The organism is Bacteroides luhongzhouii, assembly GCF_009193295.2.
GTDB classification, from domain to species: domain Bacteria; phylum Bacteroidota; class Bacteroidia; order Bacteroidales; family Bacteroidaceae; genus Bacteroides; species Bacteroides luhongzhouii.
Map to the genome: position 1 here is coordinate 4791298 of NZ_CP059973.1, position 22346 is coordinate 4813643.

Annotated in this window: 14 protein-coding genes, 2 tRNA genes, 3 rRNA genes and 1 other RNA gene; 2 read left to right on the forward strand and 18 right to left on the reverse strand. The window is 42.1% G+C overall.

Features of this window, described 5'->3' with window-relative positions; genetic code table 11:
• Positions 1-9: 9 nt before the first annotated feature.
• The 14 genes from GD631_RS18110 to GD631_RS18175 form a co-directional block, all read right to left on the reverse strand.
• A complete protein-coding gene (locus tag GD631_RS18110) occupies positions 10-600 on the reverse strand; it encodes a V-type ATP synthase subunit E family protein (RefSeq protein WP_004316780.1) in 591 nt (196 codons plus the stop codon).
• Between the two features lie 381 nt (positions 601-981).
• Positions 982-1092, reverse strand: a 5S ribosomal RNA gene (gene rrf, locus GD631_RS18115).
• A gap of 93 nt (positions 1093-1185) precedes the next feature.
• Positions 1186-4065 (reverse strand): 23S ribosomal RNA (locus tag GD631_RS18120).
• Between the two features lie 161 nt (positions 4066-4226).
• A tRNA-Ala gene (locus GD631_RS18125) sits at positions 4227-4300 on the reverse strand.
• A gap of 70 nt (positions 4301-4370) precedes the next feature.
• Positions 4371-4447: transfer RNA gene (locus GD631_RS18130), tRNA-Ile, on the reverse strand.
• 207 nt (positions 4448-4654) lie between these two features.
• Positions 4655-6183, reverse strand: a 16S ribosomal RNA gene (locus GD631_RS18135).
• The 16S, 23S and 5S rRNA genes sit together here with 2 tRNA genes alongside, the layout of an rRNA operon.
• A gap of 1852 nt (positions 6184-8035) precedes the next feature.
• Positions 8036-9256, reverse strand: a complete 1221-nt coding sequence (locus GD631_RS18140) for an IS256 family transposase (protein ID WP_394367637.1) — start codon at positions 9254-9256, stop codon at positions 8036-8038.
• Between the two features lie 318 nt (positions 9257-9574).
• Positions 9575-10789, reverse strand: coding sequence for a clostripain-related cysteine peptidase (locus GD631_RS18145; RefSeq protein WP_143260578.1), 1215 nt, complete (start codon positions 10787-10789; stop codon positions 9575-9577).
• Between the two features lie 91 nt (positions 10790-10880).
• Positions 10881-11282, reverse strand: coding sequence for a hypothetical protein (locus GD631_RS18150; protein ID WP_143260579.1), 402 nt, complete (start codon positions 11280-11282; stop codon positions 10881-10883).
• Positions 11283-11359: 77 nt separating this feature from the next.
• The gene (locus GD631_RS18155) at positions 11360-11983 is read right to left on the reverse strand and encodes a murein L,D-transpeptidase catalytic domain-containing protein (protein ID WP_143260580.1); all 624 of its coding nucleotides are present in this window, start codon (positions 11981-11983) and stop codon (positions 11360-11362) included.
• A gap of 134 nt (positions 11984-12117) precedes the next feature.
• On the reverse strand, positions 12118-12978 hold the full coding sequence (locus GD631_RS18160; protein WP_002561589.1) for a sigma-70 family RNA polymerase sigma factor: 861 nt from the start codon (positions 12976-12978) through the stop codon (positions 12118-12120).
• Positions 12979-13161: 183 nt separating this feature from the next.
• Entirely contained in the window at positions 13162-14697 is a 1536-nt protein-coding gene (locus GD631_RS18165) for a trypsin-like peptidase domain-containing protein (protein ID WP_004317638.1), read from the reverse strand.
• A 219-nt stretch (positions 14698-14916) separates the two neighbouring features.
• On the reverse strand, positions 14917-16068 hold the full coding sequence (locus GD631_RS18170; RefSeq protein ID WP_143260581.1) for a dipeptide epimerase: 1152 nt from the start codon (positions 16066-16068) through the stop codon (positions 14917-14919).
• Between the two features lie 24 nt (positions 16069-16092).
• Complete coding sequence (locus GD631_RS18175; RefSeq protein ID WP_143260582.1) at positions 16093-17073, reverse strand: C40 family peptidase; 981 nt, start codon at positions 17071-17073, stop codon at positions 16093-16095.
• Positions 17074-17171: 98 nt separating this feature from the next.
• Here GD631_RS18175 and rnpB point away from each other — a divergent pair.
• An RNA gene (rnpB, locus tag GD631_RS18180) (RNase P RNA component class A) lies at positions 17172-17535 on the forward strand.
• 112 nt (positions 17536-17647) lie between these two features.
• Entirely contained in the window at positions 17648-18967 is a 1320-nt protein-coding gene (locus GD631_RS18185) for a YihY/virulence factor BrkB family protein (protein WP_143260583.1), read from the forward strand.
• Between the two features lie 226 nt (positions 18968-19193).
• Here the strand turns inward: GD631_RS18185 and GD631_RS18190 are convergent, their stop codons facing one another.
• From GD631_RS18190 to pstB, 4 genes are all read right to left on the reverse strand, one after another.
• Positions 19194-19739, reverse strand: a complete 546-nt coding sequence (locus GD631_RS18190) for a nitroreductase family protein (protein ID WP_143260630.1) — start codon at positions 19737-19739, stop codon at positions 19194-19196.
• 32 nt (positions 19740-19771) lie between these two features.
• Entirely contained in the window at positions 19772-20374 is a 603-nt protein-coding gene (locus GD631_RS18195; protein WP_004303876.1) for a riboflavin synthase, read from the reverse strand.
• A gap of 383 nt (positions 20375-20757) precedes the next feature.
• The gene (gene phoU / locus GD631_RS18200; RefSeq protein WP_143260584.1) at positions 20758-21447 is read right to left on the reverse strand and encodes a phosphate signaling complex protein PhoU; all 690 of its coding nucleotides are present in this window, start codon (positions 21445-21447) and stop codon (positions 20758-20760) included.
• Positions 21448-21581: 134 nt separating this feature from the next.
• Complete coding sequence (pstB, locus tag GD631_RS18205) at positions 21582-22340, reverse strand: phosphate ABC transporter ATP-binding protein PstB (RefSeq protein ID WP_143260585.1); 759 nt, start codon at positions 22338-22340, stop codon at positions 21582-21584.
• Positions 22341-22346: the final 6 nt, after the last annotated feature.

A 22346-nucleotide genomic window follows, 5' to 3' on the forward strand; every position in this document is an offset into this window, starting at 1 on the left:
TCGCTTCTTTTAAAATAGCATTTCTACTAATTGAGGACGCAAGAACGCTTTGAAGTAATTCATGAATTCTTCTTCTCCGAAGTTCACCTTATACGAACCGTCCGCCGGAGAAACGGTAAACAGAGTTTTGATACCATTTACTTGCTGGATAGTCACTCCCTTGTCTAACAAAGCTTTTGCATGAGCTGCAAAATACTTTTTCAGTGATTCCGCATCGGCTGTTGAGATGACGATAGGTTCATCTATGCTCCATTTGGATGCCAATGCTACGATAAACGCGTTCAGGTAATCTTTATCCTGAGCGAAATCTTTCACAGAAGCGGTTATCAACTTGTCAGTTACCATTGTAGCGACTTCAGATTTGAGCGCATTCACAGCCTGACCGGCAAATAGTTTTAACTCTGATTTTGTATTCTCTGCTAACTCATCAGCAGATTTACGAGAGGAGTTAACAATTGATTCTGCCTCTTTTCGGGCATCCTCAATGATTTTCTTAGCTTCTTCCTGAGCATTCGCGATAAGTCTCTGCGCTTCCTCGTTTCCTTTTTCCACGCCTTCACGATAAATCTTATCGGTCAACTCTTGAATTTTGTTTTCCATATTAACAGGAGAATTTAGTATTATTACTATATTAACTTTACTGTGTGTCCTTTACCAGATTCTCGCCAAATTTACAAAAATCAATTTGATAAAAAAGAGAAAGAAGAAAAGAAAAAGATTTGTTTGCAAAAAAATCACAGTCCTACACCTATTTTGCTCCGCTTTTGCCCCTTTTCTATTACTAAATGACACATTTACCGGATCATTCAAGCCGGTAAACAAATATAAGGAATCCAAAAGACATTTGGAAATATCTATATACTTAAAACGACAAACAGGATATTAATACAAGATTAAATAACAAAAGCTATCGGTATTTCACCTAATTCATATAAAAACAGAAAGCCCCTTGATTCTTAGTTGAATCAAGGGGCTTCTTAAAAACGGCGGCTACCTACTCTCCCACTGTTACGCAGTACCATCGGCGTGACGAGGCTTAACTTCTCTGTTCGGAATGGGAAGAGGTGGAACCCTCGTGCTATAACCACCTGAATAAGGTTATGACATGATGAAAAGTAAAATTGAAAGCTCATCGCTCATTGAAGAGCAATCCGCTAAACGTATATACCCAACCGGTACATATTTGAAAGAAAGTGAACGGGCAATTAGTAATGCTCGGCTTTGATGTTACCACCTTTACACCTGCATCCTATCAACGTCATCGTCTTTGACGACCCTAAGAAATCTAATCTTGTGGCTGGCTTCGTACTTAGATGCTTTCAGCACTTATCCAATCCCGACTTAGATACCCAGCAATGCACCTGGCGGCACAACTGGTAAACCAGCGGTCAGTCCAACACGGTCCTCTCGTACTAGTGTCAGAGCCACGCAAATTTCATACGCCCACGATAGATAGAGACCGAACTGTCTCACGACGTTCTGAACCCAGCTCGCGTGCCACTTTAATGGGCGAACAGCCCAACCCTTGGGACCTTCTCCAGCCCCAGGATGTGACGAGCCGACATCGAGGTGCCAAACCCCTCCGTCGATATGAGCTCTTGGGAGGGATCAGCCTGTTATCCCCGGAGTACCTTTTATCCTTTGAGCGATGTCCCTTCCATACGGAAACACCGGATCACTATGCTCTAGTTTCCTACCTGATCGACTTGTCTGTCTCCCAGTCAAGCGCCCTTATGCCATTACACTCTACGGACGGTTACCAATCGTCCTGAGGGCACCTTTAGAAGCCTCCGTTACACTTTTGGAGGCGACCACCCCAGTCAAACTACCCACCAAACAGTGTCCCCGCAACCACGGGTTAGAACTCAAATAATCAAAGGGCCGTATTTCAACAGCGACTCCACAAATACTGGCGTACCTGCTTCGAAGTCTCCGGCCTATCCTACACATCAATTACCCAAATTCAATGTTAAGCTATAGTAAAGGTTCACGGGGTCTTTTCGTCCCATCGCGGGTAATCGGCATCTTCACCGATACTACAATTTCACTGAGCTCACGGTTGAGACAGTGTCCAGATCATTACACCATTCGTGCAGGTCGGAACTTACCCGACAAGGAATTTCGCTACCTTAGGACCGTTATAGTTACGGCCGCCGTTTACTGGGGCTTCAATTCAATGCTTCTCTTGCGATGACATCTCCTCTTAACCTTCCAGCACCGGGCAGGTGTCAGGCTGTATACGTAATCTTTCAATTTAGCACAGCCCTGTGTTTTTGTTAAACAGTTGCCTGGACCTATTCTCTGCGCCCAACTCTCGTTGGGACCCTTTATCCCGAAGTTACAGGGTCAATTTGCCTAGTTCCTTAACCGTGAATCACTCAAGCGCCTTAGTATATTCAACCCGACTACGTGTGTCCGTTTGCGGTACGGGTACCTTAAAGATTAAGTTTAGCGGATTTTCTTGGGAGTATGCTTACACGCACTATTACCGTTTCCCGAAGGAATTGGTATACTATCAGGTTCGACTCTCTTTGTGGATTTGCCTGCAAAGATCAACATCTACACCCTTCAACGGACTATTCCGTCAGTCCGCGGCGTTGTCACGACTCCGTCTCCACGTCACTCCTTAAGGTAGTACAGGAATATTAACCTGTTCTGCCATCGGCCTCACCGTTCGGCTGAGCCTTAGGACCCGACTAACCCTGATCCGATTAGCGTTGATCAGGAAACCTTAGTCTTTCGGCGAGGGGGTTTCTCACCCCCTTTATCGTTACTTATACCTACATTTGCTTTTCCACACGCTCCAGCAAAGCTCACGCTTCACCTTCGACGCAGAGTGGAATGCTCCCCTACCGATCATTACTGATCCCATAGCTTCGGTAAATTGCTTGATGCCCGATTATTATCCACGCCAAACTCCTCGACTAGTGAGCTGTTACGCACTCTTTAAATGAATGGCTGCTTCCAAGCCAACATCCTAGCTGTCTTAGCAATCTGACTTCGTTAGTTCAACTTAGCAATTATTTCGGGACCTTAGCTGATGGTCTGGATTCTTCTCCTTTAGGACATGGACCTTAGCACCCATGCCCTCACTCCTGGGATCGAACTACTGCGCATTCGGAGTTTATCAAGACTTGATAGGCGGTGAAGCCCTCGCATCTTATCAGTCGCTCTACCTCACAGTAGTAATTCCCAAGGCTGCACCTAAATGCATTTCGGGGAGTACGAGCTATCTCCAAGTTTGATTAGCCTTTCACCCCCACCCTCAGTTCATCCGGAAGCTTTTCAACGCTTATCGGTTCGGTCCTCCAGTTAGTGTTACCTAACCTTCAACCTGACCAAGGGTAGATCACTTGGTTTCGCGTCTACTCCTTCCGACTAGTCGCCCTGTTCAGACTCGCTTTCGCTTCGGCTACACATTTTGAAATGCTTAACCTTGCCGGAAAAAGTAACTCGTAGGTTCATTATGCAAAAGGCACGCCGTCACTTCTTACGAAGCTCCGACCGCTTGTAGGCGCACGGTTTCAGGGACTATTTCACTCTTCTATTCGAAGTGCTTTTCACCTTTCCTTCACAGTACTGGTTCGCTATCGGTCTCTCGGGAGTATTTAGCCTTACCGGATGGTCCCGGCAGATTCACGCAAGATTCCTCGTGTCCCGCGCTACTCAGGATACCACTACGCTTCGTTTAGCTTCGAATACCGGACTATCACCGTCTATGGTTTCATTTTCCAAAGAATTCTTCTCACTAAATGTCTTGCGATATCGTGGTCCTACAACCCCAATATTGCCGTAACAACATTGGTTTGGGCTAATCCCCGTTCGCTCGCCACTACTAGGGGAATCATTATTATTTTCTTTTCCTGCAGGTACTAAGATGTTTCAGTTCCCTGCGTTAGCCTCTTGCTATGCAAGATGTCATTCCTTCAGAATGACGGGTTGTCCCATTCGGAAATCTTCGGATCAAAGGTTATTTGCACCTACCCGAAGCTTATCGCAGCTTATCACGTCCTTCATCGCCTCCGAGAGCCAAGGCATCCGCCATGCGCCCTTGCTTACTTTCTTTCAAACGTTTTATTCTTGTATTGGTACTGACGTTGGAATTGCTCCCAGCTATCAATATTGCATACTCGAACACGTACGGTTTGATATATACTTTTAGCTCTTACTTTTAATTTTACTTTTTGTACATCATGTCAAAGATCGTTTTCTCTTTTCAGAGAGAGTGGAGAATAACGGATTCGAACCGTTGACCCTCTGCGTGCAAGGCAGATGCTCTAGCCAGCTGAGCTAATCCCCCAAGAGGTTGTTCAAGAATATCGTTTTTTAGCTTTCAGCTTTCAGCTTTCGCTGTTCCTCATTCTTGAGCTTGGTAGTCCCAGGCAGAGTTGAACTGCCGACCTCTACATTATCAGTGTAGCGCTCTAACCAACTGAGCTATAGGACTAGTTCAACCTTGTCTACCTGTGCGTTAGACTCGGCTTCTTTTTTCTCTGTTTATCTCTATCTATACTTCTATAGATGGTTGATCTATATATTATAAATAAACAAGTACCAGTAGTACAAAAAACAGAACCTTTAAAGTCATTATTTTTAACGATGGCCGTTTTACATTATTCATGTAGAGTTGCATCGTCTTACGACATCACTCCAGAAAGGAGGTGTTCCAGCCGCACCTTCCGGTACGGCTACCTTGTTACGACTTAGCCCCAATTACCAGTTTTACCCTAGGACGCTCCTCGCGGTTACGTACTTCAGGTACCCCCGGCTTTCATGGCTTGACGGGCGGTGTGTACAAGGCCCGGGAACGTATTCACCGCGCCATGGCTGATGCGCGATTACTAGCGAATCCAGCTTCACGAAGTCGGGTTGCAGACTTCGATCCGAACTGAGAGAGGTTTTTGGGATTAGCATCCTGTCACCAGGTAGCTGCCTTCTGTACCCCCCATTGTAACACGTGTGTAGCCCCGGACGTAAGGGCCGTGCTGATTTGACGTCATCCCCACCTTCCTCACATCTTACGACGGCAGTCTCTCTAGAGTCCTCAGCATAACCTGTTAGTAACTAAAGATAAGGGTTGCGCTCGTTATGGCACTTAAGCCGACACCTCACGGCACGAGCTGACGACAACCATGCAGCACCTTCACACCTGCCTTGCGGCTATACTGTTTCCAATATATTCAGGTGCAATTTAAGCCCGGGTAAGGTTCCTCGCGTATCATCGAATTAAACCACATGTTCCTCCGCTTGTGCGGGCCCCCGTCAATTCCTTTGAGTTTCACCGTTGCCGGCGTACTCCCCAGGTGGAATACTTAATGCTTTCGCTTGGCCGCTTGCTGTATATCGCAAACAGCGAGTATTCATCGTTTACTGTGTGGACTACCAGGGTATCTAATCCTGTTTGATACCCACACTTTCGAGCCTCAGTGTCAGTTGCAGTCTAGTGAGCTGCCTTCGCAATCGGAGTTCTTCGTGATATCTAAGCATTTCACCGCTACACCACGAATTCCGCCCACCTCTACTGTACTCAAGACTGCCAGTTTCAACTGCAATTTTACGGTTGAGCCGCAAACTTTCACAACTGACTTAACAATCCACCTACGCTCCCTTTAAACCCAATAAATCCGGATAACGCTCGGATCCTCCGTATTACCGCGGCTGCTGGCACGGAGTTAGCCGATCCTTATTCATATGGTACATACAAAATTCCACACGTGGAATACTTTATTCCCATATAAAAGAAGTTTACAACCCATAGGGCAGTCATCCTTCACGCTACTTGGCTGGTTCAGACTCTCGTCCATTGACCAATATTCCTCACTGCTGCCTCCCGTAGGAGTTTGGACCGTGTCTCAGTTCCAATGTGGGGGACCTTCCTCTCAGAACCCCTATCCATCGTAGTCTTGGTGGGCCGTTACCCCGCCAACAAACTAATGGAACGCATCCCCATCGATAACCGAAATTCTTTAATATCAATCTCATGCGGGACTGATATGCCATCGGATATTAATCTTTCTTTCGAAAGGCTATCCCCGAGTTATCGGCAGGTTGGATACGTGTTACTCACCCGTGCGCCGGTCGCCATCTTTAGTTTGCAAGCAAACTAAAATGCTGCCCCTCGACTTGCATGTGTTAAGCCTGTAGCTAGCGTTCATCCTGAGCCAGGATCAAACTCTTCATTGTAAAAGTATCTTGTCATCCGTTAAGATGATTTTTTGCTCTGTTCAGGACGCCGTAATTTTATTGACCTTATTTCAAATACCTGACATCCTAAATCGTATCGCTACAATCTCGGACAAGTATTGACGGTTCTATTTTTTACTTGTACTACTTGTATTGTTTATCAATATTTCAAAGAACTTGCTGCTTTCGTTTCAAAAGCGGTGCAAAGGTAAAGACTTTATTTTTAACCACCAAACTTTTTCGGAAGTTTTTTTTCAACCTTTCTCTTTACTCATTTCTCAGGCTCTCTATGCGAAAGGGAAAGAATGTATAAAAGAAAGGCTCCGGCCTTTTTCTTTGCGAATCGGAATGCAAAGATAAGAACTTTATTTATTATCCTCCAAAACTTTTCGGAAGTTTTTTTGTTCTTTTCTTCAGGACCAATCACGCCTTTTCAACAAGTCAATTCCGCAAGGCTTTCTTCTCTTGGAAAGCGGGTGCAAAAGTACGCCCTTTTCGTATACCGTCCAAATATATTAAACTCTTTTTTCGAACTTTTTTGAAGGAATTCCCTAAAGTGCTGATCCATAACGATGTTGTAGAACATATTTTTTAAGAACGAGTGGCTCGTGGTCGGAAACGATAAGGGAAATACACATTATTATATCACACGCGGGCGCATACGGGCGCACAACGGGAAAGTTATCCGCATGAAGAGCTGTCCGATGAAAAAAAAGAGGAAAGAGGGCAATGACTGGTTCCGCTTATTGCAAAAGGGAGACTAAAAGGATGAATTCACGGGGAAGGCCAAAAGGAAAATGAAAAGCGATTGTAGCAAAAAAATGCGCGGCCTGAAAACGATTTTATATTTTCATTTCTCATATTCTCATAGATTGTAGGGTAATTGGTTGTAAATCACTGGAATAGTACTATGAGAAATAAAACATAAAATGGTATTTCTCATAGCATTACCGGAGTTTTATGCTAGAAATGGCGCATTTCTCATTCCTTTTAAAGGTATTTCTCATAGTATTTTGGCTATTTATCCTATAAATTCTCGAGCCAGATCCTAAACTAAAGACCAAGCTGAATACCAGACTAGACACTGCTTTACAAGATATTATCAGTGCTTATTGAAAGTATACAGAGTAGACATCCGCATATTTTCCTACCTGCATCTGTATCGTTCCACTACAGTGAACAGATCATTGCACTAGAGTAGAAAGAACCGTCTACTCGAGTGAAAAGATCTGTTCACTCGAGTGCAATGATACAGATAGTAGCAGGAAAAAATAGCAATGATTAAGGAAAAGCATAAAGATATAAGGTACATGATACACAGGAAAGCAATAAACAATAGGAAGTTGCTTAATAAACGACATAAAGAAAGGAATAATCGTAAAGTCCGAAGAGAGTCCGGGAAAAGATACAGACATAATGCATGAGAAAGGAGCAAAATAGATAAAAGGAGTATGAGAATAAGATAAGAAACGATTTAAAACCTATGAGAAATGCATCATTTTTAAGGATAAATGATAGAAATAGTATGAGAAATACCATTTTATACTTTATTTATCATAGTGTTATATTGTTGTTTTACAGGAGATTATTGTATCATTTATGAGAATATGAGAAATGAAAATGAAAAATAAGCCGCAGAGGGAAGTGCGTAAGTAACCTGAATTCGTCTTTTGGAAAGAGCAAAAAAAGAAAAAGATAAATCCAGAAATCCGGTCGAATCCATATATCGTATGCCCACCGAGCAAAATTCCTTTTCAGTTGTTATTCATGCATAAACATATTCTATACAATAAAAATAGACACTGTCCACAATTTTGTGTAAATGGAAACAGGATTCAGTTGTAAGTTCTTCTTATATCTGTATTCTGTTTTCAAAAATAAGCATAAATTGGTTCATAATCAATCCCCAGTTATGAATTGGCTGTGTCCATTTCTTCTCAATCTCCATCAGTGACAGATATACAGTTTTCTTCACGGCATCATCTGAAGGGAATGAAAGCTTTGATTTCGTGTACTTTCTGATTTTTCCGTTGAGATTTTCAATAAAATTTGTGGTATAGATTATTTTTCTGATTTCCAATGGAAACTGGAAGAAAACCGTCAGATCATCCCAGTTGTTTCTCCATGAAAGTATGGCATAAGGATACTTTCCTCCCCACTTCTTTTCCAGATTATCAAGCTCTGCTGCAGCCACCTCTTTGTTGGGTGCATTATAGATATTCTTCATATCTGCCGTAAACTCTTTTTTGTCCTTATACACGACATATTTACACGAGTTTCTGATCTGATGTACCACACAGATCTGAGTGGATGATTGAGGGAATACGGTCCGAATGGTGTCCGTAAATCCATTCAAATTGTCGGTACAGGTAATCAGTATATCCTGCACTCCACGTGCTTTTAAATCAGTCAGGACGCCCATCCAGAAAGAAGAACTTTCCGATTTGCCGACCCACATGCCGAGGACTTCTTTCAGGCCGTTCTGTTTCAGCCCGACACAAAGATAAACGGTCTTGTTTATGATCTTGCCGTTATCACGTACCTTGAAGACGATACCGTCCATCCAGGCTATCAGATAAACCGGATCCAAAGGACGGTTCTGCCATTCCTGAGCAGCCTGATTTACCTTATTTGTAATGATGGAAATGGCTGATGTTGAGAGTTCTATTTCATAAATCTCACGCATCTCTTCCTCTATATCAGAAACGCTCATTCCTTTGGCATATAGGGAGATAACAAGCTTTTCTATTGAAAGTCCACGGCTCTCATGTTTTGGAACTGCTATCGGTTCAAACTGGCCGTTACGGTCACGCGGAATGGAGATGACAGACTCTCCATGTTCGGTTTGGATTTTCTTCGGATAACTGCCATTTCGGGAATTGCCGGTGTTATTTCCTGCCACAGAATTCTTCTCATAGCCCAAATGGACATCCATTTCACCCTCAAGCATTTTCTCCAGTACTTGGGCATGCAACTGTTTAAGAAACTTGCTCACATCGGCTTCTGTTTTGAACTGGCTAAGGAACTCCTTGCTTAATACCTCATCAGGCACTACGTGATTCTTTTTTTTCATAATCTTCTTCATTTTGCAAATGTATAAAATAAAAAATACGAGACTCAAACTTGAATCCCGTATTTCCATTTACACAAAATATTTTATAGTGCCTAAAAATAATATCATGGAGAAAAATATTTTTCAGTTAGATAATGAGCAGCTCAAAGAGATTGCTCGCTTGTAGAGGGGGACGCCTGCAACTTCGGCGAGACAGAAGTACTATTGCCCCTTTCACCGCCTTAAAATCAAGAGTTGTTATAGTATTGGCAGCCCATACATGATCATTGTTTGGCTCATCTATACCCTGCTTTATGCAAGTAGATTATAGACTTTTAATTACCAACCAGTCTCATCCCATCCGGCAGCAGAATACCATTGTAATGTTCGATAAAAATTATTCATTTTTGAGTCTAAGCTTCCACGAGGTATATAAGTGGACAGACCTTCCGCCTTTTCCATGGAAAACATAGTATAAGTAATTCCCGAATAATTTTTCGGTGTAGTTTTCCTATAAATTACAGCCTCATCAAAAGCTTGACGCCATGATTGATAATCAGTATTATCTTTTCCTCCCGTTAAATTTTGAATCAGATTATCAAAATCATAATTTGCTTTATCACTGCTAAAATCATAAAGCTGTATATCATTACATTGTACCCCTCCCGCATCTTTAATATATTTAGGAATAATAGTTTTAACAACCATAGCTAAGTTATCCAAAGCAGCACTATTAATTACAGATGTTGCAACTCCTCCCGTCCAATTTGTATTAACCGATGGTGCTTTGCCAGTATAAAACTTTTCATAATAATTGAAATAAGCACTAGCTATATTTATAGCCAAATTATTCTCTGTAAACATCTCCGGCACAACTACACTATAAGGGGCCCCAGGACCAGGAATTTCAGTTGGTGAACCAATAAAATATTCAGCACAATCACGTAGTTCATAAGCTACCTCCACAGCCTGCATCGAACATGAATCAAACAGAATAAATTTCAAAGGTCTAGGAAAAGAAGATAACAATACATCATGAAAATCCGGAATATTCATTTGAGTTCTACGATAGTACCCGATTGAACGAGAATTCGCATCATTGGTAGCCGGCACCCATGAAGAACTATGAGATAAAAACACAAAGCCATAGCTATCCGCCGGGAAATAACTTACCGTTTGAGAAATAACAGACGACATAACCTCTTTTGCCAAAGGATTCTGTTCCGAATAGGTAAAAAGAGTGTCTGCTACCACTTTTCCGTTCTGTTTTTTTAATGAAACAAGACGAGGAACATCATTAACCATTTCACTATAAACAACTAAATTACATTTTGAATAATCTACCTCTTTCATACCCTCTTTCATATCTTCAAAATTGATCTTAAAGAGATCAGATAATTCATTAACGCCATTATCACCTACAATATATACCAATACAGTACGTCCAACTTGTTCACGTGGTTGAGGTATAATAGGACCTTCTTCATCATCGTGACAAGCTGCCGCCAATATTGCAACACAGAACAAAAGTGATAATATTTTAATCTTTTTCATAATATTCCTCATTAATAACAGGGACAAAGATAAAAAAATAAGAGATGCAAGCCTGCATCTCTTATTATATTAACAATTTAACTATTGCTTATTACTCTTCCGGTTTCGTAAAGCGGAATTTATCCGAATCAATCCGCGATACTATCATTCTATTATTCTTCTTGTATTTATTCAGAATCTTCGTTGCTTCTTTTTCCAACTTTTTTCTGTTTTCCGAGAAGTAAATCATACACGTACTATTCTGCTGCAATTGGTTATCCTCCAGATAATTCTTCAACTGATAACTATATAATTCACGATGAGCCAAGAACCCTTCCTTGCTAACCTTCGCACTATCTAATATCTGAATGTCCGTGAAATAGACTACTGTATCCGTAAATGAAGCAGATATTCCAAAAGCATAAACCGGTTTAGAATGGTCTTTTTTCAGAGAAAAAGCGGAGCACATGGTAAACACAAGTGCAATTGCAAATAGTATTTTTACGTATTTCATATCATATAATTTTTAACTTCGCAAAGGTAACAAAAAAGAAGAGATTACCTCGATTTATCACAAATAAATAGCATTTCTTAATCATAGACCCATAACAATACAGGTTTCTTTTCTGCCTTGAGCAACCCGTCAACCTTCCTCATCACCTCATCGGAAATCACAGGACACCCTTGACTGATTCCTAACGGAAGGTGCAAAGGATACACCTCCGTTTCCGGCATCGGAGTATAAGAATGTAACACGATATACCGTTTGAAAGCATTGTTATTCGTCGCTTCCAATCCGTGCAATTTATAATGAACATTAATCCCCCACTTACTATATGATCGTATCCCTATCTTATATTTTCCTAAAGAAGAGCAATAACTACCTTCCACATTACTGAATACAGGCTTGGATAGCGTACTATTTTTTCCGTATCCATGCGCACAGAGACTTGCATATTTTATAGAATCTCCCTTGAAATCCCATACAAAGAAACGCTTTTTACCGGAATGAATACTGAAATCTACCAGAAAGCAATAATTTGTGTTATACCCGTTCTTATCACAATAAGCCTTTCCCGCCTGCGCTTTCTCCCGCAAACGTTGCTCTATTTTAGCTGGTGTCGTATCAGAAGATAATGTCGCATATCTTGCGTACGCCATCACCCCTACTCCCAAAGCAATCAGAACAAATGATATTAAAACAGATTTCTTCATAAAATTCACATAGTATAAGATTAAATTATAGAATGGGGCTTATATAAAAAGTCGCATAAGTACATTCTTCTACATGAAAAGTGCGACTTATGCGACTCAAATTCTTTTTTCTTTCAGAAACTGATATTTCTCACTTATCCCAAGTAAGATTTGAGCAATTTACTACGATTACTTTGTCTAAGTCTTCTAATTGCTTTTTCTTTAATCTGACGAACGCGCTCACGTGTGAGGCCAAATTTATCGCCGATTTCTTCTAATGTCATTTCTTGTTGTCCGATACCGAAAAACATCTGAATGATTTCTTTTTCTCTATCGGTTAACGTAGAAAGAGCTCTATCAATTTCCCTCGCAAGAGACTCATTAACCAGAGAGCGGTCCGCCATTGGCGAATCATCGTTAACCAACACATCCAACAGGCTGTTATCCTCTCCTTCCACAAAAGGCGCATCCACCGAAATATGACGGCCGGATACCTTCAGCGTATCAGAGATTTTATCAACCGGAATTTCCAGTTCGTCTGCCAACTCCTCGGGAGACGGACGCCGCTCGTTTTCCTGTTCAAACTTCGAGAAGGCTTTGCTGATCTTATTCAGCGAACCTACCTGATTCAACGGGAGACGAACAATACGCGACTGCTCTGCCAATGCTTGCAGAATAGACTGGCGAATCCACCATACAGCGTAGCTAATGAACTTAAATCCACGTGTCTCATCAAATTTCTCGGCAGCCTTAATCAGTCCTAAATTGCCTTCATTAATCAAGTCAGGCAAACTCAAACCCTGGTTCTGGTACTGTTTAGCCACAGATACGACGAAACGAAGATTGGCACGCGTCAATTTTTCCAATGCTACACGGTCACCCTTACGAATGCGTTGAGCGAGTTCCACTTCTTCCTCGACAGTAATCAGGTCTTCACGTCCGATTTCCTGCAAATACTTATCAAGAGAAGCGCTCTCTCTGTTAGTGATACTTTTGGTAATCTTTAGTTGTCTCATTCTTTAAAAACAGATTTGGAGTGCAAAGTTACGACAAATAATTTGTTAACATACAAAATTAAGTAACTTTTACACTATATTTTTCAACTAATAAAACAAAAAGAGATGCCGACAAGTTGATTGTCGGCATCCTTTTTCTATTTCATTAGCTTATCCTGTGATCTTCTTACCTTATTTTATATATTACTCTTGAGTCAGATCGACAGCGAAGTATCCGCGTTTACCTGATGGGAACACACCGGTCAGGAACAATACCTGATTCGGAGACTTAACAGCTGCTTTCATCACTTCTTCCAGATCGCTGACTTTACGCATCGGCTGGTCATTAGCTTTCAGGATAATGAAGCCTTTACGTACTCCTGCATCCGACATCTTACCGGAGGAAACTCCTGTCACTTGCAGACCGTAGCCCAGATTCAATTGCTTCTTCAAGTCATCCGGCAACTCTTTGAAAGCAGCTCCCAGGATTTCCATACCTGCATCCTTCACAATCTTGGTAGTACCTTGCTCGTTCTTCAACGTTACTTCAACGGTCTTTTCCTTCTTATCGCGCATCAGTTTCACTTTCACCTTATCACCCGGACGATGTTTAGCAAGTGCTTCCTGCAAGTCAGCCATATTAGATACTTTCTTATTATCCACACCGATAATTACGTCATCCACTTTGATATCAGCTCCTGCAGCAGAACCATTCTCTACGATTTCAGAAACCCATACTCCTTCTACAACACCCAGTTCTTTAGCTTTATCTGCCAGTGTCTTACCGGATTTATCAATCGGTTGACGGTCGTCCATCAAACTGCTACCGATAGAGCCACCACGAATACCGAGCAATGCACGTTGTACTGTTCCGTATTGTTTCAGGTCGGCAATTACCTTCGTCATAATGCTGGTCGGGATAGCGAAACCGTATCCTGCATAAGCACCTGTTGGAGAAGAAAGCACTGAATTGATACCTACCAGTTCACCTTTGGCATTTACCAGCGCGCCACCACTATTCCCCTGATTGATAGCAGCATCCGTTTGGATGAATGATTCTATACCACCATTATATACACCCAGAGAACGGGCTTTCGCACTTACGATACCGGCAGTTACAGTAGAGTTCAGATTGAACGGATTACCTACCGCCAATACCCACTCTCCTACTTTCAACGCTTCGGAGTCTCCTACCGGAATAGTCGGGAAATCATCCCCCTCAATTTTCACCAGCGCAAGGTCGGTGCTGGGGTCGGTACCAATCACGCGTCCTTTAAACTCACGGTTATCATTCAGTTTCACACTGATTTCATCCGCCCCTTCAATCACGTGATTATTCGTTACGATATATCCATCCTTCGAGATGATCACTCCCGAACCAAACCCTACACGAGGTTGAGACTGTACCTGACGTTGCTGTCCGCGTCCATCACCAAAAAAGAAATCAAAAATGTCCGGCGCTTGCTGAACAGTTCTTGTTTTAGCTTCTTGAGTAGACCTTATATGTACGACAGCATGAAGCGAATTCTCCGCAGCCTGAGTCAAGTCAACAGGCTGAGCGTTCACAGCGTCAAAAGCAGCCAATTTGACATTGGGATTCTGCTTGAACATCTCATTAAAAGATGTCTCTTTGGCAGCTTCGTTAGATTGCAACAATTTGTAAGTTGTCAATCCTGCAACTCCTGAGCTAAGAAGAATGATTGCTCCTACTCCCAGAATGTTCTTTGTTGTCTGTTTCATGATTTATAATTCTTTAAATTGTTAATATTCGACATTGTTTTAACTTTTACGACGTTAAAATAATAACAAATATCGTTCACTTATCCTACTTGTCACTCTTTTTTGTCCACTTTTAACAGAGAATATTTGGAGCTTAACAGCGGTTAACGACAACACCTGACAAATTTACATTCGTTGTATGTCAGATGGCTTTAACACTCTGACATTCATTCAGTAAAGTCAGATTTTCATGACACCGATTCCGGGCAAATCATTTAGGGTGATCTTTCCTTTCACCACTTCAACCCCTTTAAAGCGATCATTAGAAATAAGCAAGTTGCCATCCAAGTCGGCAAAATCAACTAACGGTGAGAACTGTGAAGCTGCTGAAATAGCACACGAGGTCTCTGTCATACAACCCACCATCACACGCATACCGAGCGCATGCGCCAATGTCACCATCTTCCATGCTTCACGCATACCGGTACACTTCATCAACTTAATATTAATTCCCGTGAAAGCGTCTTTCAAGGCAGCTACATCTTCCAAACGCTGCAACGATTCATCTGCGAATATCGGCAATGGACTTTGTTGCGTTATCCAGGCAATGTCGTCGAGCTTCTCCTTCGGCATAGGCTGTTCTATCATCACAATGCCTTTTTCTTTCAGCCAATGAATCATATCAAGCGCGTATTGACGGTCTGTCCAGCCTTGGTTGGCATCTATCGCTATCGGCAGATTCGTTACCGAGCGAATGGTTTCAATCATCTCTTTATCATTGTCCCTTCCCAGCTTTACCTTTAATATATTAAACTGATCGGCACACTCTTTTGTTTTCTCCCGTACTACATCCGGTGTATCAATACCTATCGTAAAGGTGGTAGAAGGCGCCTTTTCTTTGTTCAATCCCCATATTTTATACCAGGGAGCGCCCAACAGTTTCCCTACCAAATCATGAAGAGCAATATCTACCGCAGCTTTCGCCGCCGTGTCTTTTGGTGAGAGACTGTCAACGTATGACAAAATGTCATCTAGCTGAAAAGGATCACTAAACTGTTCCAGATTCACTTTCCCCAGAAAACTCATTACCGATTCTACCGTCTCTCCCAAATAAGGAGGCATAGAAGCCTCTCCGTACCCCGTTATCCCTTCATATTCTATTTCCACTTGTACATCAGGAGTCGTCGTACGTGAATATGTGGCAACCGTAAATACATGCTTCAACTTCAATTCATAAGGGAAAAAGGTCATTTTCATCTTTCCTCCCAAACCGAGCTTATTTATATAAACGTTAGAAGGTGATGATTCTCCGGCTAATGTCTGACGGACAACCAGCCCTGAACCTAAAGCAGCCAAAGTCGCTGTTTTCAAAAAATCTCTTCTGTTCTGCATTCTTTAATAGATGAGTAGGTGAAATCACTTATAATAAGGATTATTGTCCGTAGTATTCATCCCTTTCTCCTTATTTATATAAGGTAGGAAACGAACGGCAAAAAGTAGACGTTTCGTGTTGAACTCGTCATAATTCTTATCCGCAGGGTTCATACTGCTAATGTGTACATCGCCCAAAGCGTGGATAAACTGCTTATTACCAAGGTAAATACCAACGTGAGAGATTCCTTCTTTATGCTCCGCAGTCGCTTTACGGCCAAAAAACACTAAATCCCCCCGTTGTACATTGGCAAAATCAGGAGCAATCTCAATATGTTCGCCCACATAAGCCTGTTGAGACGCATCTCTCGGAATAATAATATCATGCATAAAAAGCACGGTACGTACCAAGCCGCTACAATCTACTCCTTTGGATGAGGTTCCTGCCCACAGATAAGGAACCCCCATCATCGAATAAGCAGTCTCAATGATACTTTCAACATCTTGTTTCAATGAAGCTCGCCATTTTGTTTCCGGTTGAGAAATCAATTTAGAAATGTATGCTTTCCGACCGTCGGGATAAGATACTTTATAAAAATGCCCTTTGCTTCCCTCCCACTTCAAACGATTGCCTGCAACCACGTCGGACACAGGTTGAGAGCTTTCATCCGGTTTTTCATACGCAAATCCATAGTGCGAAGTAACCACTATCTTTTCCGCCCGGTTCCACTCATCATAACGTTCCTTCGACATAGGGGTAATCACCATCCGATGTACCCATCCGGTATAATCATCCGGCGTTTGTATCTCGTACCAACCGGTATATTGAAGTACTTTGACCGGCATTCCTAACAATGCCTGTGTACTCATGCCGGAAGTAAATTTGCCTTCTTCACGCAAATTGCAAACAGAGATATGGACTACCCCATAAGCTGAATCGGCAGGCATGGGACGTATTTCCTGTGCTTTCAGGCTGACTGCCGCAATCACCAGAAAACAATAGAAAAGGAGGATATTCTTCTTCATTAAAAATCATTTTAATAATAGCAAAGGTAGAAATTATTTCTATTTGTGGTACTTTCTTTGGCTAAAACAAAATAAATGACGTATTTTTGCAGTCTAAAGCAGTTGGCCGGTCTGTCGCGTGCACGTTTCGTGCAGGAGGAAAGTCCGGGCAACATAGAGCATCCTACTTCCTAACAGAAAGCTGTCCGTGAGGGTAGAGTAACGTAGAAGAAAATAACCGCCGCTCCTTTCGGGGAGAGGTAAGGGTGAGAAGGTGGGGTAAGAGCCCACCAGCCGCATGGTGACATGTCGGGCTGTACGTCTTAGGAGTTGTAAGGTCATGTAAACCGGCGTTATGAGAGTTGCTCGCTCCATGTCGGAGGGTAGACCGCTAAAGTGTCGTGGTGACACGCCACTCAGATAAATGACAGGCACCTTGTTTTATATAAGGTACAGAACTCGGCTTATAGGCTGACTGCTTTTTCTTTTAATTACCCATTTAATTACAAACGCCTAATGAATGATTATCGACTATTCGAGAAGGTCTGTTGTAATCAGCAATTAGCAGCTTGCAATTAGTAATTAGCGAAGAACTATGAAGAAGAAAATCACCGATATATGGAAGTTTCTTACGTATGACATCTGGCGCATTACGGAAGATGAAGTGACCCGGACCAAGTTCTCACTCTACAATATTATAAAGACCATCTACCTTTGTATCAATCGGTTTACCAAAGACCGAATGGCCAATAAAGCTTCCGCGCTGACGTATAGCACACTGCTTGCCATTGTACCGATACTTGCCATTCTGTTTGCCGTGGCACGCGGTTTTGGATTCGACAATTTGATGGAACATCAGTTCCGCAATGGTTTCGGAGGAAATATAGAAACCACAGAGGCCATTCTCTCATTTGTCAACTCCTATCTTTCACAAACCAAAGGAGGTATTTTCATTGGAGTTGGTTTGGTAATGCTGTTATGGACAGTTATCAATCTGGTCAGCAATATTGAAATCACCTTCAACCGTATTTGGGAAGTGAAAAAAGCACGGTCCATGTATCGCAAGATTACGGATTACTTCTCTATGTTCTTGTTGATGCCGATTCTGATCGTAGTATCCGGAGGACTTTCCCTGTTTATGAGTACCATTCTCAAACAGATGGATGATTTCGTCCTGCTTGCTCCTGTTATGAAGTTCATGATACGGCTTATCCCTTTCGTCCTGACATGGCTGATGTTCACAGGGCTGTATATCTTCATGCCGAATACGAAAGTAAAATTCAAACACGCGCTCATTGCAGGTGTTCTGGCGGGGTCGGCTTATCAGGCTTTTCAGTTCCTGTATATCAACAGCCAGTTGTGGGTATCAAAGTACAACGCCATTTACGGTAGTTTTGCCGCACTTCCTTTATTTCTGCTTTGGTTGCAAATATCCTGGACAATCTGTTTGTTCGGAGCCGAATTGACGTATGCCGGGCAGAACATCCGCAGTTTTAGTTTTGACCAGGACACCCGAAATATCAGCAGACGATACCGGGACTTTATATCCATCCTGATTATGTCACTCATAGCCAAACGATTCGAGAAGAACGAGCCACCCTATACGGCTGCAAAAATCTCGGAAGAACATCAGATCCCTATCCGGCTAACCAACCAGGTACTTTATCAGTTGCAGGAAATAGAATTGATTCACGAGGTAGTCACCGACGAAAAAAGCGAAGAAATCGGCTACCAGCCGTCAATGGACATCAATCAATTGAATGTAGCTATCTTACTGGATCGTTTGGATACATACGGTTCCGAGAATTTCAAAATTGACAAAGACGAAGAATTCAACGATGAATGGAAAGTGCTGACCGAGTCCAGAGAGGAATACTATAAAAAAGCAAGTAAAGTATTACTGAAGGATTTATAAGGAAAAGAAGTAAACACTGCACTATTCATGCCGCTTTTCCGGCGGCATCAACAACAAGCTAACTATCAACACCTTAGTAAAGCCATTCATTGGTTTTAAAGAAACAGGTCGTTCCTTTAAAAGGAAAGCATCGTTGGTTTTAAAGGAAGAGTACGTTCCTTTTAAACCAACGATGCTTTCTGTTATATGCTTATCCTAAAGGCCTAAGAATATAATTATTTTTCAATCAATAACGATTGTATGAAACCACTTTTTCTTTCGGCTTCCTCATCTTTTTACGTTTTTCTTTTGCCGGATAGCCAATGACAATATCCAGCAATAAACGTTTCGAGGCAGGAATACCGGCAAGCTGTTTCATCTCTTTTTCATCGAACCAACCCAAAATACAAGAGCCCAAACCTTCAGCTTCAGCCGCCAATGAAATATGGGCAGCAGTTATTCCAATGTCGATCAACGGGAAATGCTTGCCTTTTACCTTTCCACCAAGCAGAGAGGTAATATTAGCTGATTCTTCTACAACCAAAATATGCACGGGAGCATCTTTGGCAAACTTATTCATTCCCAAACCAGCAGCAGCTTTCCCCGCTTTTTGAGCCAGTTCTGTGTCCGTGATGACTACGAACTTCCAAGGTTGTGCATTGCAGGCCGAAGGCGCCAAACGAGCAGCTTCAAGTATCCGTTCCAACTTTTCCGGCTCCACCGGACGTTCCTTATCATACGAACGGTCACTTTGACGAGCCTGCACCAATTGAAGAAAATCAGTATATGCCATTTCCAATCCTCCGGTCACTTATTTATATTTCCTTATTTATACTGAATCATCCGGCTGATATACTTACCGATAATATCGAATTCGATATTTACCACACTGCCAATCTCAAACGTATGGAAGTTCGTATGCTCGTATGTATAAGGAATGATAGCTACCTGAAAAGTATCATCCGTCGGATTACATACCGTCAGGCTAACACCGTTCACAGTCACCGAACCTTTATCCACAGTGATATATCCACGTTTCGCCATCTCCTTGTCAAACGCATATCGGAATGTAAAATACCAGCTGCCTTCCGCGTCCTTAATATCGATACAAGTGGCGGTTTGGTCTACATGTCCCTGAACGATATGTCCGTCCAGCCGGCCATTCATCATCATACTACGTTCAACATTCACCTTATCCCCCACTTTCAGCAGACCGAGATTAGAACGTTCCAATGTTTCTTTCATGGCAGTCACCGTATACGTATCATCCGTCAGAGTCACCACTGTCAGGCATACGCCATTGTGAGAAATACTCTGGTCGATTTTCAACTCATTCACAAACGAACACTTAAATGTAAAGTGTATATTCTCCTGGTCTTTCACCAGCGCTACCAAAGTAGCATATTCTTCTACGATTCCAGAAAACATAATTCTATTTACGATTTTACGATTTACAAATTACGATTGAAAATACTCTTTTAATGCAAGGGTCAAAGATACGAATTAGAAAGGAGCTTAAAAAATAAGAGCAAAAAAAAATGGGGCTTTTCACAAAGCTCCATTTTTCAGTTTTCAATAGGTATTAGTTTTTTTTTAAGGTAAAAAGATTGTTTTCAGGATAACGGTGCAAATATAGGCGGTTTTACCGATACTATCCAAATTATAAAACATGTCATATAACATCTTTTTGAAAATTCTTTGGATTTATTATCATTTGAAGCAAAATCTCCTGTAACTTGTCCGTTACAGGAGACAAATATAAGATAATTTTTTAAGGAGCCCTAATTTCTGTTTAAAAATCCGCAAAAAAATCACCTTTCCGGATAGTTTTCGTCCGTTTTGCCACGATGTTTTAACACTTTGGCGTCAATGAAGAAAACAATCTCTTCGGCAATGTTAGTAATATGATCTCCCGAACGTTCCAGTTTACGGAACACACTGACCAAATCTACGCAGGTATGTACAGCTTCCGGATGTTCGATAATATAGTCAGAAAGAATACCTGTCGCATCCGCATTAATTTCATCCAGCAAATTATCCTTGGCAAACACTCCCGCTGCCAGGTCATTACTCTCTTCATTCAAGGCACGCTTCGCCAGTTCCAGCATCGACAACACTTCTGCCTGCATCTCTGCCAAACGAAGACGGTTCAATAACTCCGCATCCAACACCGGCTCTTTGCAACGAAGTACAAAGCGGGCAATACCTTCCGCAAAGTCGCCCAAGCGTTCCAGATTCGTATTGATCTTCAGCATAGCCAATACAAAGCGGAGGTCAATCGCCACCGGATTATATAATGCGATAATATCTTCCACATCGCTATCTATCTTCAATTCAAAAGCATTCACCCGACGCTCGCGAACCATCACTTGTTGAGCCAACTCCTTGTCGAGGGTCAACACAGCCTCTCCGGCACGGTCAAGCTGGTTGTACACCAAGGTCCACATTTCATCAATTTCCTTCTTCAATAAGATAAGTTCCGATTCTATAAACTTTACCATAGTCTATTATATATAAATGATTAATATTCTTCCAATTAGATTTCAGAGATAAATTTTAGGCACGGATTATACGGATTCCACGTTTTTTAGAAATATGCTTGTATAAAACAACAGCGTAATCCGTGCCAAATTCATTACCCGAAACGTCCCGTTATGTAATTCTGGGTAGCCTCTTTTTCCGGATTGGTGAATATCTTTTTCGTTTGATCGAATTCCACCATTTCTCCCAGATAGAAAAACGCCGTCTTATCACTGACACGGGCTGCCTGCTGCATATTATGCGTAACGATTACAATCGTATAATCCTTCTTCAATTCATGGATCAACTCCTCCACTTTAGCCGTAGAAATAGGATCGAGTGCAGACGCAGGCTCATCCATCAGCAATACCGAAGGCGAGACAGCCATCGCACGGGCGATACAAAGCCGCTGTTGCTGTCCGCCGGACAGCGCATAGGCCGACTCCTTCAGCTTATCTTTCACCTCATCCCAAAGAGCCGCTCCTTTCAACGTTTCCTCCACACGATGACGGATGAAAGCATTGTCTTTTATTCCATTGACACGAAGTCCGTAAGCCACATTCTCGAATATGCTTTTCGGAAAAGGATTCGGACGCTGGAACACCATTCCTACATTCTTGCGGAGTTCGTCCACTTCCACCCCTTTTGCATATATATTATGTCCGTCGATACGGATTTCTCCCTCCAGACGAGTAGCTGGAATCAAATCATTCATCCGGTTGAAAAGCCGGAGAAAAGTGGACTTACCGCAACCGGACGGTCCGATAAAAGCGACAACCGACTTTTCCTCAATCTGCATACTGATGCCCTTCAATGCATGAAAATCTCCATACCAGAAGTTCACATCACGCGCATCTATTTTCACTGTATCCATATACTA